Source organism: Flavobacterium sp. DW-iso2, assembly GCF_058725285.1.
Window position 1 is genome coordinate 279,612 of record NZ_JBZXDY010000001.1, and the last position, 15,627, is coordinate 295,238.

Here is a 15,627-nt window from a genome sequence, read left to right on the forward strand (position 1 = left end):
GAAAAGTTATTATGAAAATTACCCGTGATTAGTAGCCCTGATGGGAGCGGCATCCTCGTAACGCAGTGGAGAGATACAGCGGACAGCAGGAGGGGAAGTTCTTGAAAACGATAGTTGACCTGCTCCTAAAAATAAAACAGACTATTAAAATTTTTCATTAGAGGCTAATGAACCGCAATGCGTTTATGTTGGTGATTTTCTTAGATTTACTGTAACACATTTGTGTTTTTACACTCTTATTAGAAATTGATTATTACTTATTTAAAATATAGCTATGAAAAAAATTGTTTTAACTGGTTTGGTGCTTTGTTCTGGTTTGCTAGTTCAGGCGCAGTCTATTGATAAATTGATTACTATAAACAAGGTAACCGAAATTGAAAAAGTACTTGCTGCGGATGATATGCAAGGACGGAGAGCCTTTACCCCGGGAATTGATAAGGCGTCGGCGTATATTGAGTCGCAGTTCAAGAAAATAGGTTTACAAACCTTTGACGGCGCGAAAGATTACAAGCAGGAATTTGCAATGACGGAGTCTATAAGGAAAAGTCTGGAAGTAACGATTGACGGCAAAGTGATTGATGCGGGTTCGATGCTTTCGTTTTCATACCAGCCTCAAGTTTCTTTTACAGAGAATAGTCCTATTGCGGTGGTGAATATTAGAGCTGGAGATTCTTTTGGCCCTAAGTTTTATGAGTATTACCAAAGCGATAAAAACCTGCTGGTTCTTGTTGATAATTCGTTTAAAAAAGCGATTCAGAACATGCTTCACATGCCAATGATGGCGGCAACTCCTGGCAAGAATACGGTAGTATTTGTTTTTGGCCCTGCTGAGGCGACCCATTTTTCGATTGAAGCGACCCATACCATTACAACTAATAAATTAAATAATGTCGTTGGGGTTTTGAAAGGGAAAAGCAAACCGAATGAATATGTAGTGTTTTCAGGGCATTACGATCATCTTGGTGTAGGGTCTCCAGGGGAAGGAATGCCGCATGATGCAAAAGATTCTATTTATAATGGGGCCAATGATGATGCTGCGGGAACGACCGCTGTAATCTTGCTGGCCGACTATTTTAAGAAAATGGATACTAACGAGCGTTCGATCATTTTCACAGCTTTTGTAGCCGAAGAATTAGGTGGATATGGTGCGAAATATTTTTCGAAACAACTAGACCCAGCGCAGGTAATGGCGATGTTTAACCTAGAAATGATAGGAACAGAATCGAAATGGGGAAAGAATTCTGCTTATATTACTGGTTTTGATAAATCAAATATGGGTGAAATACTTCAGAAGAACTTAGAAGGTTCTGCCTTTAAATTTTATGCTGATCCGTATCCAGAGCAACAGCTTTTTTATCGCTCTGATAACGCTACTCTAGCAAAATTAGGTGTTCCTGCACATACAATTTCGACTTCAAAAATGGATAATGAACCTAATTATCACAAAGCAAGTGATGAAATTGAGACTTTAGACATGAATAATATGACCGAAATCATTAAAGCGATCGCGATTAGTTCGTCAACGATCATCAGCGGAAAAGACACGCCAACGAGAGTGGATACTGCGAAGTTGAAATAAACATTTTTTGAAAGGTTGTATTAAATTGTAACCTCTTTTTTTGAACTATTTAGAGATTAAGAAAATTAAGCATATAAACTTAATGAGTATTAATCTCTAAATGGTTTTTATTTTAATTGTATACGGAGGTTGTATTCAATTTTTTTAGACTTGTAAATTGATTAATTTAATTCGGCTTATCTTTATCGTTATTGGAACTCATAATAGATTTTATTGACAAAAAAGAGGGGATAGTAAACGGACTTTCATACTGACTAATTTAACTACTTAAATGGGGTAGTGTCTCATTTAGCTTCTAAAATAAGGTACCGAAAATTAGATTTATTTATAAAAAATTCCCGTATTGCTATTTCGATTTTTAATTGTTGCTATTTACTTAATTTTTACTAGCCAGGAAAACATCGTATCAAAAGCGTTTTCTCTGACCGCTTTTGGAGATAGAAAGATGTCGTGCAGCGCATGATCAATTTGCAGTAAGGTCACATCATCACCCAGCGTTACTCCAACTCTTTTTATGTCTTCAATGTTCAATACCGTATCTCTTGACATGGCCTCTTCAGAAAAAGTATTACCGTTTTTGGAAGCCGAAGAATGCATAACTAGAATGGGTACTTTTATGTTAGAGTGTGCTAGTTTTTTTTGTGCGATGTTTATCGCCATTACCCATTTAAAATAGGTCGAAAATCCTTTTATTGGCTTCCAATCGAGGTTATAATCCCACTCACCATAATAGTCTTTATGTAAACTTTGTCCATAGACAGGCGATAGTACTCCTTCAATTTTGGCATACTGGGCTAGGGTGGAAATGGTTTTTGACCCCCAATAAGTAATGAACTTCTCAAAGTTAGATTGATAAAAATCAAGAAAGGGTGAATTTAAAATAAGAGCACTTATATGGCTTCTTTCAGAGCCATTGTTCATATAGCTACTTGCTATTAATCCACCAGTGGAATGACCTAACAGGGAAATAGGTTCTTTATTAAGGGTATAAATGTCACGTATAGCAATTGATATTTCTTCAAAATATTCTTCAATGTCTTTGCAATAATTGGGGTGCTGATGTTTCAGAAGGGATCTGCCGTATTTCCTAAGATCAAGAGCATAAAAATCAAAATTATTTTCATTGCATTTTTCAGCTACATGGGTTTGAAAAAAATAGTCATTATAACCATGTAAGTACAATATACTTTTTCTATTCCCTAGGTTGTGTTTTGAAGAAATTAACGTAGCAATTGCTTCTCCATCGTAGTCAGGTTTTAGTTTAAGAGTTTGAAAAGTAAAGTCTTTATCTAGATTCATATTTGCTTTGTTTATTTGATTAGTAACACCGTCAATGCTTTGGGAAATCACAATAAAGGATGGGAATTAACTGTTTTTTTTGCTTAATTTATTTGATCCATTTTTTCTTTTTGAAATAGATTAATGCAATTACGAAACTAATTATCATTAGTCCAATTGCTGCTGGATAGCCATATTCCCATTCTAGTTCGGGCATATTTTTAAAATTCATTCCATATATTCCTGCAATTAACGCTGGTAGAGAGATGCATACGGTTATAATGGTCAACGTTCTAAATATTTTATTTTGTTCTAAATCAATTTTACTGTTTATATTGTCCTCCAAGTCATCAAGCCTTTCAAAATTAAATTGGATATGGTCTGAAATTACTGCGATATCATCCAGCTCTAGGTTGATTTTAGTTGTTATCGTCTTTAGTTCAAATTTATTTTGTATCAGCAAATGCAATATTCTTTGGAAATTACTTATTGATTCTTTAATCAATAGATTATTGAAGTTGAGTATCATTATTAAATCCAGATCTTTTTCATTATAGTCTTTCGAATTTAAAATATTCTCATAAAAACGCTTTATTCTCCTGGATATTATCTCGGTCAAATCGGCATAATAATCGGAGATTATTCCTATTTGAAAAACAAAATGCTCTAAATGAGAGCTAAAATGGATACTCGTGAAATCATATCTTGTTTTGGTCAGCTTTAAAAAATCGTTATCAATGTTTGAAGATAAAAAATAAAATACTAATTCGTTTTTAATGATAATAAATATTTCTTCTTCTTTAAAAAGAGTCTCCGAATTGTATTTGGGTATTGAAAAATTAAAAGATAATTGATCGTTTGATTTTAGGTAATGGGAACTTATTTCAATATCCTCTTTTTGTTTAAAAATAGATATGTCGATTCCAAATTTTTCAGAAACCTCGCTTAGTATACTGTCTGTATAATCAATAATCCGAATATTAAACAGATCGACAGCATCAGTGTCAATCTCACTAATGAAATTAAATTTCTTTACTTCATTCGTCTTTAAGTATAATTCTATCATGGTATTTTACAATTAGTATATGAATTTAGGGGCGGTTAATTATTGTTCCCAATGTGAAGTATCCTGATGCAGAGCAAGGATATCTACCCCATGTAATTCCGTGTTTACGAATATATGGATTAATATGATAAAATCACGAAAATAGCTAATCTTGACAAAGGAGGCTTTCTAGCGAATTTATTGTCGCTTGAAATCGAAATTGATTTAAATTGTATACCAGGACACAACCTAATGGAGGTTTTAGAATAAAAAGTATATCTTTAGGACTTATTAAACTGATGCCTATATTATGAAAAGTAGAATAGTTAAAACCCGAATATTTGAAGCCTGTATACAAAAGCAGCATGAATTGATTGATAATTTTAAACAGCGTGAAGCTGAAATGAATGACGATACCTTCAGCCAGAATGAATCACCGAGTCAGAGTGAAGATCGCCGAGCTGGAAAATATGAATTACTGAAAGCCATTGGTGACGAACTCGCTTTTGCCCAAGAAGAATTAGCTTATCTAAATTCACTGGATGTTAAAAAGGAAAACTCGGTTGTTGCACCTGGAGCAGTTGTTGTCACTGAGCAATTTGTTTTTTTTATTGGTGTATCCAGTGAAAGAGTGGAAGTAGATGGAGAAACGGTCTTTGGTATTTCAACCAAAGCGCCCATTTATGCAAACATGAGAGGTTTAGAAAAAGGAAATAATTTCCAATTTAATGAAACTAATTATGTCATTGAAGACGTTTATTAACTTGTCATCGTTACAGAATTGTTTTGTTGAATAAGATAGAATTTTTAACGTTCCTTTTTGTTTAAATAGGAACATAAAAGAAACAGCCTTTAATCCTGATGGAACTAAAGGCTGTTTTTTTTGATTATAAAAGAGGTAAAATCTCCTATTGGTTATGATACAGAAAAACGGTTTAAAAGTAGTACCCGATATTCATATTAAAACGCACTTCCCATTTGGCATTTGCAGTTCCGTTTGCCAATGCATTTTTCCAAACTGGTCCGAGCCAAGGTTGGTCTTTACCCGCCGCAATATCAAAATACGTATATACATTTCCAGCAGAAACTAAAACACCAGTAACATTCATCGCCGAGTCTTTAAAATCAGCGTTTATTTTTTCTAGGTATCCATAATCATTATAGAATTGTAAGCTTGATACTGGACCCCATTTTACAGGTACTGTGTATTGTACGCCTAAAGTATAGGTATTTCCTGCTGCTGCCACGAGGTATGGAGCGCCATAAGCTGTCATCGCTATAATTTCGTTGTTTTGTCCGTTAGGATTTTTTGGACTTTTTTTGTAGGTTGACACTTGGGCTTTTACACCAAAGCGCTTGTACTTTAATTCATAATGCAATGCCGCTGCATAATGCGATCCCATTTCTTGGGTATCTAAGTTATAAAGTCCGCCATATTGTACTGAGGCGCCTATTTTATGATTAATACTGTCATTTCCTATTGTATAGCTAAGCTTTCCATTAACTTGGTTTGTTTCTTTATTGCGTAAATCCAAAACGCCATCACCATCTAAATCTATAGAAGCAACATCATAAGAATAACGACTATCTGAAATATCAGAGTTGCTACCAAATCTTAACTCTTCTGCATTTTTGAAAAAAGCCAAAGTGTAATTCCATTTTTTATCGGTATGTGTGAACTTAACACCCATATCATGATCGTCTTCCAGGCCAATGTAATAGTTAATGCTAAAAAACCAGTTGTGGGAATTGTAGGTAGTTATACCAAAAGGGACTTGGGTTAATCCAACTTGAATTTCGTTTTTAGAGTCAAAATCATGCGCCAGCCAACCTTGTTTTAGCATTCCGCCTCCAAAACTTTCTGAATACAAGCGGTATTCTGCATTTAGTTTAATTCCTTGGTATTTAGCTTTAGCATTAATACGAAAGACATCATAGCCAAAATCGCCACCTCGTTTTTTTTGTCCTTCTTTCCACGTTGATAAATTATAATTGAATCGTAAAGCACCACCTATGGTTACTTCGGGTTTGTCTTGAGCATAAATAGCTCCGGTTGATAATAGCAAAAAGCCAATTATCAAAGTAATTTTTGAAAACATAAAATGTTTATTGTAATTAAAAAATGAATTAATTTGAGAAGAAAATACTAATTTAAGAAGGGATTGTCTTTTTAGTTAAGAAGCAAAATAACGGATTGCTGTGTGAAGATTTACTTTTTAAGTAGTGTAATGAAATAGTTTTATGCATCCTGCAAAGGTATAAAATTATATCACTTTGCCTAGAAAACGAGCTTTTGCTTGATGCTAGACTACTTTATGGCAAAAAAAATTAAAAAACGTAAAACCATAATGAGATAATTTTCGTAATTAGATAGAAGAATATAGATTGTATCTTTGAAGAAGCCATTTTTGGTGAAGCCAAATTAAAGTTTCAAAAAAAGTATAATAAAAATAATTTTTGTTGTCAGGAACACTCCTGTTATTCGTCTTTAAGTATATGAATTTAAATAATAAACATTCTTGTTCAGTAGCGATTCTCCTTTTTGCGCAAAGCGATGAGGTAGAAAGTGCTTTGAAACCAATTGCTTATGGCAAAAGACAGAATGATTTATTGTGGCATAAAATGAATCAAAAAGTCTTACAAACGGTTCATAAAACAAAACTGCCTTATTTTATTTCTGATGAAAATACGCAACAAGGCGATTCTTTTGGAGATAAGTTGAGTCACGCCATTCAATCCGTATTGGATAGAGGGTATGATAAGGTTATTGTGTTAGGGAATGATAGTCCGGGATTGCGGTTGCCTCATTTGCAAGAAGCTTTTAGGGAGCTGCAAGATAAGAGTGTCGTACTTGGTTCTAATTTTAAAGGCGGTACTTACTTGATAGGAATTTCGAGACTTTCATTTAATAAGGCGGCTTTCGCCAAAATTGATTGGCAAACACCAAAAGTATTTGGACAATTACAAGCGCTTTATTGTACACAAAAGCTAGGAATTATTACTCCTTTAGCCGATTGTAACACTAAAAGTGATTTTGAAGAGCGCTTGCGTGACCTTCCTTTTTACAGTAGTTTTAAAAGTATTTTGGCATCCTTTCTTTTCTATGCAATTGCTATATACTCGTTTTTAAAGCACTTTTATGCTCATGCGTTTATTGGACTTAATTTTAATAAAGGCTCTCCCGTATTGGAGTAATTTTCTAGCTTTTATTGGTCTCAAATAGAGTTTAAAACTATGTACTTTCAGTGCATCTCGCTTTAGCTTCTATAAAATGTTAACACCGCAGATTCGCAAATTTTAAAATAATTGATATAAGATAATTTGCGAATCTGCGGTAAATATTAGCAATACAACATGCAGACTTTAAGATTGACAACCAAATCTATGGACTTTAAGTCCATAGTGGTTTATTTTAAAAATTATAATCCAAAACCGTACTTTAATGAAACAATTTTTCCTGTTTTTACTATTGAGTGTCACAACATTTGCTGTCGCTCAAGAAGACTTATCCGTCTCAATCATCGATTTTAATACACAAAAACCTCTTGCTAGTATTGAAGTTTTATTATTGAATAGCACTCGTAATAGTAGTGTCCAACAAATTTCAAATAGTCAAGGTAAGGTTACTTTTAGAGGGATTCCAGCCTTAGATGGATACCAAGTTGTTTTTGAAGGAACGGCAATTTACGCTGCGCAAAAATCAGAATTAATTAGTGTGCGTTCAAATCAAGCGGCAAATATCACTTTGCTCTTAGCACCAAAAGAATCCAACGAGTTGAATGAAGTTTTGATTACTAAAGGAGCAACTGCAAAAATTAACCGCCGCGATGCCGAAGTTTCTTTTGAAATGAAAGCCGCCGAAATTCAAGAAATCCCTGTCGAAGGGCGTGATATTACAAGAGTTTTGTTTCGCTTGCCTAATGTGTCACAGGCGACAGGGTTCTTTCCTGAAGCGGCAAATGTGAGTATCAATGGAGCAAGTTCTGGATATACTTCCTATTTGATTGATGGATTAGACAATAATGAGCGATTTCTAGGAGGACAAAAATTTGCAATTCCGTCAGGATTTGTAAAAGATGTTACGGTTTTAACTAATAATTTCTCGGCGGAATATGGTTTAACTGGAAGCGGAATTGTCAACATTACCCCACGTTCTGGATCTAATGAAACTACTGGAGAAGTGTTCTTTATTACAAGGCCTGGACCATCCATTGATGGAAAATCTAGTTTTGCACAGAGAGATTTGTCTGGAAACCAAGTTAAAAATGGTTTTGCTCGTTATCAAGCGGGTGGAGGAATTGGAGGGGCTTTAGTAAAAGACAAAACCTTTTATTATTTCAATTTTGAACACACGACTGATATCAAAGATAACTTGTTAAATGTGCCACAATTAGGCATTACTGAAACCGTAAGAGGAACGAACACATTCAATTATTTTTCATCGAAAATTGATCAGATTTGGAATCCAAATTTCAGTTCTTCCTTGCGTGCAAACGTGGGCGTGATCGATGTTGAAAGACAAGGTGGCGGACTCGATGGTGGTTCTACTTTTAAATCAGCAGGAAATACACAGCAACGCAACAGTATTTTATTGGCTTTAAAAAACAGTTATAAATTTGGTGATTTTTCTGGAGAAACTAATGTGCAGTATAGTCGTTTTAGATGGAATTATGCAAAGCCATTTAATCCCAATAGTTCGCAAGTAACGATTTTAGGTGTAAATGATGAAACATTAGGCGTTATTGGAAATCCAGGTTATGTTTTTGATGCTATCGAAAATACGATTCAGTTGCAACAAAAAGTAAAGTATTACGCAGAAAATCATACCATTAAAGCAGGTCTTAATTTTATTAGAGGCGATCACCAATTATTTGGAGGTGGAAATCCAGTAGGGAATTACCGAGTGAAATTGAATCAAAACCAAATTGATGTTATCAAAAATAGTGGTGTAGGAGGAGATTTAAATGTAAATGATATTCCGCAAGATGTTCAAGTTTTAAATTATAATGTAGAATTACGACCAGCTTCTTTTGGAAAAAAGCAAGATATTTATTCGGCTTATATTGAGGACTTATGGTCGGTTACTAATCGATTGAATCTTACTTTAGGGTTGCGTTATGACTACGATAATTTATCAAAAGGAGGAAGCGATAAAGGCGATTACAACAACTTGGCGCCCCGTTTTAATTTCAATTATAAATTAGATAATTCAAGCAGTTTACGTGGTGGATACGGAATTTCATACGACAAAGTAAATTATGCTGTTTATAGTGATGCTTTGCAGCAAAACACGACTTCTCAAAGCTATAAGTTAGAATTGGAAGAGCTAAAAAGATTGGGACTTTTACCAGCGAATACTAATATTGACCGAATTACCTATAACGGAAATTTAGCAGCTACAGTTTCTGGCGTAAATTATTTACAAGGCCCTTCAGCTACAGATTTACAAGGACAAAGAGAGAATATATTTTCGAATGAACGCAGAATTCTGAATCCGAATGGATATAAGAATGCCTATACTCATGAATTGGCGTTAGGATACCAATTGCAATTAACAGACGAGCGACTGTTTTTTGTAGATGTGGTTCACAATAGAGGAGAGAACTTAACGCGTTTACGCAACCTGAATGCAGCTGCGGAATATCCTATTGATCCTAATAACGTAGTAATAAGAACTCAGGCGCAAGCGGATGCATCTCGACCAATTCCTATTATAAATGGAGGTGCTACCATCAACGGACAGCGGGTTACAGGAATTGCTAGAAGCGTTATTGTAAGTGAAAACGAAGGGAAATCTAGGTATTATGCCATGAGTTTTAATTACCAAAAAACAAGAGGTACTGATGAGTATTCGTACCGATTGAACTATACATTATCATCAAGTAAAAATGATACGGACGGAATCAATTTTAGAGCATCCGATGGGAATAATTATGCGAATGAATGGGGGCCATCTGTAAATGATAGAACACATAATATTAACGGAATTTATAGCTATTATCCTTTTAAAGGAACCACGGTTACATTAGCTGGTTTATTACAAAGTGGCCAACCTATTAATAGAATTCCACTTGGTTTTGGAACTACAGATTTGAATGGAGATGGTGCCAGTTTTTCTGATGCTTACACAGGGAATAGTGACCGTTTTCCGGGAGAGAGCAGAAACAATGATCGCTTGCCATGGAGTACTACTTTTGACTTAGGAGTGCAACACCAAATCACGATTGCTGGAAATAATAAAATAGAATTACGTGCTGATATATTTAATGTATTGAATGCCGAAAACTTAAGTGGATATAGTAATAATGCGACTCAAAGTAACCAGATTCAAGGGGGTTCTAGCGCCAGCGGATTATTTACACAAAGAAACGCTTCGCCACCAAGACAGTTCCAGTTTGGAGTGCGTTATTTATTCTAATAATAATCAATATCCTGCGAGTTAGTATGGCTTTGCAGGATGTTTTTAATTTGCGTTAGGGATAGAAGTGGTATCTCCCGATTTATAAAAACAAGGCTTTTTAGCCGTAGTTTTTATTTAGCGGGAATATAACGGATAGCCCGACCCTTGTGGTAACGCCCAAATAAAATAAGAAATATGTTTATACTAAATGCAAATGAGCCAAAGGAATTGGCTGCTTATTTACACCAACAAAAATGGTTAAAAGAGGACGAGACGGTTGTTGCTATATCAAAGCCAGGCGATGGAAATATGAATTGTGTATTGCGAATAGAAATGGCAACGCGCTCATTTATTATCAAGCAATCCAGAGGTTATGTGGAGAAATATCCACAGGTTCTGGCACCTGCAAATCGGGTACTTACGGAAGGTGCTTTTTATGAAAAAATAGCAGCTGTTCAAGAAGTGCAGGAAATTATGCCCAAACTTTTAGGGATTGATGCGATGAATAATTTAATTGCTTTAGAGGATTTAGGCAAGTCAAATGATTTCACTGTTTTGTATGATTTAAAACAAAAAATAGAAGAAGAAGAGTTACGTCAGTTGGTAAACTATTTGAATGGTTTGCACCAAAGTTTTCAGAAAACGGTTGTTGATGATGAGCTGGAAAACACAGAAATGCGAAAGCTAAACTATGAACATATTTTTGAATATCCTTTTAGAGAAGAAAATGGTTTTGATTTAGATGCGGTTCAAGAGGGTTTGCAAGCCGTGGCGATGTCTTATAAAAAAGACTCCGAATTGAAGCAAAAAATTGAGCGACTGGGGTCTTTGTATCTGTCAAAAGGGAAATACTTATTACAAGGCGATTATTATCCAGGGAGCTGGTTAAAAACGGCGGAAGGAATTAAGGTGATCGACCCTGAGTTTTGCTTTTATGGCTTACGCGAATTTGATCTCGGAGTTTTTTTAGCGCATATGTATTTGACCCAGCAAAAGGAATCTACTATCGCTTATATAAAAGAAAACTACTACTCTTTTGAGGAATTAAACACGACCATTTTAAATGGTTTTATAGGTGCTGAAATCATGCGTAGGTTAATAGGATTAGCACAATTGCCTTTGAAAATGGAATTGAAAACGAAAGCAACTTTATTAACGTTTGCTCGGGATTTAATTTTAAAATAAAATATTATGAAGAATAAAATACTACTTTTTGCATTATTGCTCACAGCATCATTGCAAGCACAAACTAAAGTATGGTTTGATACGGATCTTATGATTGGGATGCCTGATAAAACGCCACGTGAGGTAGATGATGGAATCACCTTGATAATGGCTTTGAAGCAACCTCAAATCGAAATTGTAGGAATCAGCTCGATTACTTATGTTGATTATAGCTATGATGTGATTAATAAAATCCTAAAATGGCATAATAGAGGCGCTTCAATTCCGGTTTACAAAGGATCGCCAAAAGCGGATGATTTAGGAGTGGAAAATGAGGGAACGAGAGCGTTATATCAAGCTTTGAAGAAAGAAAAGTTGACTATTTTAGCTTTGGGGCCAATGACTAATATTGCGTCATTGATTCAGAATCACCCCGATATTATTCCGCAAATCGAGAAAATTTCAATTTGCGCAGCAAGAACTCCTGGACTGCCTTTTAATCCTGGAAACGGAAAATTGAATGTGTTTGACTACAATTACGAGTTTGACTATAAATCGATGGATGTGGTTTTGAATTCGTCTATTCCGCTTGTTTTTGCGGGCTATGAACCCAGTTCTTACACGTTTATTGGTAATGTTGATTTGGCTAGTTTAGACATGAACAATGAAGCTGATAAATGGTTGTTTGACGTAGTTCAGCCTTGGATGGAGAAGAATGAGAAGTTTTTTGGCGTTAGAGGATTTATTCCTTTTGATTGTTCGACTTTAGGAGTGATAACGCATCCTGAATATTTCACCTATTACAAAGATATTCCCATTAAAGTAAATTATAGAAAGAATGATGCGTTGCAAGTACAACCAAATGTTCCCTTTAAAAACTTCCTAGAAGTATCGTATAAATATAAATCCAAAAAGAAGGTAGATTATGCGATCAGAGCGTTACAAGGTTTTGAAGAAAAGATATTAGAAACGTTAAGTGTAAAAAACTAACAAAACTTTAGGAGTTGTTTCAAAACCAAATCTAGAAATCAACCGTATATTTAAATAGATTGAATTATAAAATAAACAAGGTTATTGTAGATTTAAAGATCCATAATGGTGACTGCGTTAAATAGATTCGATAAAACAAATAAATGCGAGCAAATGAAAATTAAATTAGCAAGTTACGTAGTTGTGTTGTTTACAATTTTAAGTTGTAATGCACAGACGAAGAAATTGTCTTTAGAACCAAAAAAAGGAAAAGCAATTGCTGTTTTTGCCGAGGGTTGTTTCTGGTGCAGTGAACACGTTTTTGAAGCTGTGGTAGGAGTAGACGAAGCAATATCTGGATATTCTGGAGGAACAACCAAAAATCCTTCCTATGAGCAAGTGAGTTCTGAAAGGACTGGGCACGCTGAGTCTGTAGCAGTGTATTATGATCCAAAGGTGGTTTCTTACAAAGAGTTAGTGGCTGTTTTTTTTGCCTCACAAGATCCTACAACACCCAATCAACAAGGACCTGACAAAGGTTCGTCCTATCGTTCGATTGCCTTTTATAAAAATGCAGCTGAGAAAAAGATAATCGAAGACAAAATTAAGGAGCTTACCGCCAATAAAGTTTTCGCCAATCCGATTGTTACTGAGGTAAAACCCGTTATGGACTTTTATGAAGCGGAGGATTACCACCAAGATTATGTGAAACTAAATCCCAATCAGCCTTATGTGAGAGGTGTTTCAATACCAAGGTATAACAAGTTCAAAAAAACATATAAAGGAAAGTTAAAACCTAATCATTAAAATTATGAAACGATACCAACAACTCTTAGTACTACCTATTATAGCCTTTGGCTTTATGGCATGTATGCAAGCAAATAAAAGTGAAAAAGTAATTGCTGCATCAACAGAAACTACAATGCAACAGCAACCAGTTTTGTCATTGACAGATACCTCGTTGAAGAAAGTAGTTAAAACGGATGTAGAATGGAAAAAAGTTTTGACTCCTAATCAATATTACGTTTTGCGTAAAAAAGGAACAGAGCGTCCTTATCAAAATGAATTTAATGACAACCATAAAAAAGGAAACTATTTTTGTGCCGCTTGTAAATTGCCTTTGTTTTCATCTAAAACAAAATTTAACTCAGGTACTGGATGGCCAAGTTTTTATGATGTAATTAATCAAAATAGAGTAAAAGAAGTGGTAGATAAAAGTCTGGGAATGGTGCGTGGCGAAATTGTTTGTGCCCGTTGTGAAGGGCATTTAGGACATCTATTTGATGATGGTCCTAATCCTACTGGATTGAGGTACTGCATGAATTCTGCAGCGATGTTATTTCAGGAATCAAAATAAATAGTGGTTAATTGTTTGTTCGAAAAAAGGCAGTTTGTTCCATTTGGAACTAACTGCCTTTTGAGTTTTGTATCACTAAATGCTTTACAGCTATAAGTAGTGGCGTAGAACCAAAACCTAACCTAGACATTATTTAGAAATGTGGTTGCAAACTAGCTTTAGTTTTCAAGATAAGGTAGAATATATGTTTCAAAAATGGTTTCGGGTTGTTGCGTTTTTCCATTTCTATAATTTCCAGATGTTATAATGACTACAGTCTTTAAAGAAGGAACAACAAAAATATATTGTCCTCCAGCGCCTCGAGCTTCGATTGATTCAATATTCTTGCCGTTTATCTGGTAGATATTGTGCCACCACAAATAGCCGTATCCATTTTTATCTTTTGTGTTTTCTAAAACGCGATAATTCTTAAATGAGCTCTCGATCCATTTTTCAGAGATTATGCGTTTTGAGTTCCATTTTCCTTTGTTTAGGTATAGTTCTCCAAATTTCAACATGTCCTTTGGAGTGAGATACATTCCGCCTCCAAAATAGGGGTCTCCATTCAAATCAGTTTGTATAATATAGTTTGAAATAGCTAGTTTTTGAAATAAATTCTGATCCATAAACAACTCCAAAGGTTCTGAAATTAAAGAATCCATGGCAATGCCTAGTAAATAGGGATTTGCAGAGCCATAATTTGCTTTTGTATTCGGATTATTTATCATTGGAGCACTTAGTACTGCCGCTGTCCAATCGTTTGCCATTTGAAAATTATCTTCCACTGCAGGAGATTTTGGATTGGCATTAATACCGTAATCAATGGCATCTAATCCTGAACTCATTGTCAAAAGACTTTGAATGTTTATTTTCTCTTTTAGACGGTCCTTTTGAATTTGATATTTTGCAGGTAAAAAATCAAAAATAGATTGCTCCACACTTTTGAATAATGATTGGTCTTGTGCGATGCCTACAATTGCAGAAGAAATACTTTTTGATGACGAACGCATGTCGTGTGGGACATTTGCATCATAACCATCAAAATAATTCTCATAAATAAGTTTGCCATTTCTCGAAATTAAAACGGAATGTGTATTGGGTAACGAATCCTTTGATATAAGGTTTTCCATTTCAACAAGTGAAAGCTTTGACTTTTTATTATTAGTACTGAAACCACCAATTTTCCAATCGGTTGTGGATTTAATCAAATTTACTTGGGTGATTAGGTGGTTTCCTAAGAATATTTCCAACTGAATTTCATTAGTTAATAAAGTTCCTTTAAATTGTAATCCCGTCTTAAAATCGTTAAATGTTATTTTATTGTTTTCTTTTTGAAAATTAGTACACCAAGTGCCTGTAAAGCGATTGTCTCCAAAAATAGGATAGGCCTGGTAATCATTGTCAGAGCCGTTTTCGATACTTAAAAAGAACTTTTGGGACTTCAGTTCATTCACCATTAATACATTCCAAATCCCTACAAAAGAATTGTTTTTTCGTTTAGTTAACTTTAAGTGATACAGCAGTAATCCAGATTTGATAAATCCATTTATTTCTTTGCCATTTGGAGCAATAGTACCTTCGAAAAATAAATTTTCTGCAAATGGAATATTTATCTGTGTGATATTTGCTTTTTTAAACGGATAATTAATAATGCTGTGATCGTTTGAAATTTTGAATGTTGCATCTTCAAACCCTAAGTTTTCTATTGTTACTGTAAAATGGAATGTTTTAGAATTTTCTAGCTTTCCTTCCCAAGGATGTGCGTATTCTTCCATTTGCTGTGCATTAACAGAAAGAATAAAAAGGAGGAAAAAAAATAATACGCTGTTTTGAAATCTCATTTTTTGATTGATTTT

Annotated in this window: 12 protein-coding genes; 8 read left to right on the plus strand and 4 right to left on the minus strand. The window is 34.7% G+C overall.

Translation table 11 applies throughout. The features are described 5' to 3' along the window. Window positions 1-274 precede the first annotated feature (274 nt). The gene (locus tag AC4PRO_RS01190) at window positions 275-1,579 is read left to right on the plus strand and encodes a M28 family peptidase (protein WP_492115984.1); all 1,305 of its coding nucleotides are present in this window, start codon (window positions 275-277) and stop codon (window positions 1,577-1,579) included. Between the two features lie 372 nt (window positions 1,580-1,951). Here AC4PRO_RS01190 and AC4PRO_RS01195 read toward each other — a convergent pair whose 3' ends face one another. Continuing rightward, on the minus strand, window positions 1,952-2,878 hold the full coding sequence (locus AC4PRO_RS01195) for an alpha/beta hydrolase (protein WP_492115985.1): 927 nt from the start codon (window positions 2,876-2,878) through the stop codon (window positions 1,952-1,954). An 88-nt stretch (window positions 2,879-2,966) separates the two neighbouring features. Then, the gene (locus tag AC4PRO_RS01200; RefSeq protein WP_074724475.1) at window positions 2,967-3,923 is read right to left on the minus strand and encodes a CorA family divalent cation transporter; all 957 of its coding nucleotides are present in this window, start codon (window positions 3,921-3,923) and stop codon (window positions 2,967-2,969) included. A 289-nt stretch (window positions 3,924-4,212) separates the two neighbouring features. Here AC4PRO_RS01200 and AC4PRO_RS01205 point away from each other — a divergent pair, with 289 nt between their 5' ends. Continuing rightward, window positions 4,213-4,665 carry a hypothetical protein gene (locus tag AC4PRO_RS01205; protein ID WP_492115986.1) on the plus strand — a complete coding sequence of 151 codons (453 nt, stop codon included), beginning with the start codon at window positions 4,213-4,215 and terminating at the stop codon, window positions 4,663-4,665. Between the two features lie 172 nt (window positions 4,666-4,837). On the opposite strand, the gene AC4PRO_RS01210 is transcribed toward AC4PRO_RS01205, so the two are convergent. Then, the gene (locus AC4PRO_RS01210; RefSeq protein WP_492115987.1) at window positions 4,838-6,001 is read right to left on the minus strand and encodes a hypothetical protein; all 1,164 of its coding nucleotides are present in this window, start codon (window positions 5,999-6,001) and stop codon (window positions 4,838-4,840) included. A 397-nt stretch (window positions 6,002-6,398) separates the two neighbouring features. Between AC4PRO_RS01210 and AC4PRO_RS01215 the strand changes: the two genes are divergently transcribed. From AC4PRO_RS01215 to msrB, 6 genes are all read left to right on the plus strand, one after another. After that, window positions 6,399-7,097 (plus strand): DUF2064 domain-containing protein, encoded by a 699-nt coding sequence (locus tag AC4PRO_RS01215; protein WP_492115988.1) that lies wholly within the window; start codon window positions 6,399-6,401, stop codon window positions 7,095-7,097. A 247-nt stretch (window positions 7,098-7,344) separates the two neighbouring features. Next, entirely contained in the window at window positions 7,345-10,320 is a 2,976-nt protein-coding gene (locus AC4PRO_RS01220) for a TonB-dependent receptor domain-containing protein (protein ID WP_492115989.1), read from the plus strand. A gap of 177 nt (window positions 10,321-10,497) precedes the next feature. Next, entirely contained in the window at window positions 10,498-11,487 is a 990-nt protein-coding gene (locus tag AC4PRO_RS01225; protein ID WP_492115990.1) for a phosphotransferase, read from the plus strand. Window positions 11,488-11,493: 6 nt separating this feature from the next. Next, window positions 11,494-12,456, plus strand: a complete 963-nt coding sequence (locus tag AC4PRO_RS01230) for a nucleoside hydrolase (protein ID WP_074724469.1) — start codon at window positions 11,494-11,496, stop codon at window positions 12,454-12,456. 153 nt (window positions 12,457-12,609) lie between these two features. Then, entirely contained in the window at window positions 12,610-13,242 is a 633-nt protein-coding gene (gene msrA, locus AC4PRO_RS01235) for a peptide-methionine (S)-S-oxide reductase MsrA (RefSeq protein WP_492115991.1), read from the plus strand. Window positions 13,243-13,246: 4 nt separating this feature from the next. Next, window positions 13,247-13,792 carry a peptide-methionine (R)-S-oxide reductase MsrB gene (msrB, locus tag AC4PRO_RS01240; RefSeq protein ID WP_492115992.1) on the plus strand — a complete coding sequence of 182 codons (546 nt, stop codon included), beginning with the start codon at window positions 13,247-13,249 and terminating at the stop codon, window positions 13,790-13,792. A gap of 158 nt (window positions 13,793-13,950) precedes the next feature. Here msrB and AC4PRO_RS01245 read toward each other — a convergent pair whose 3' ends face one another. Further along, entirely contained in the window at window positions 13,951-15,612 is a 1,662-nt protein-coding gene (locus AC4PRO_RS01245) for a serine hydrolase domain-containing protein (RefSeq protein ID WP_492115993.1), read from the minus strand. Between the last annotated feature and the right edge of the window lie 15 nt (window positions 15,613-15,627).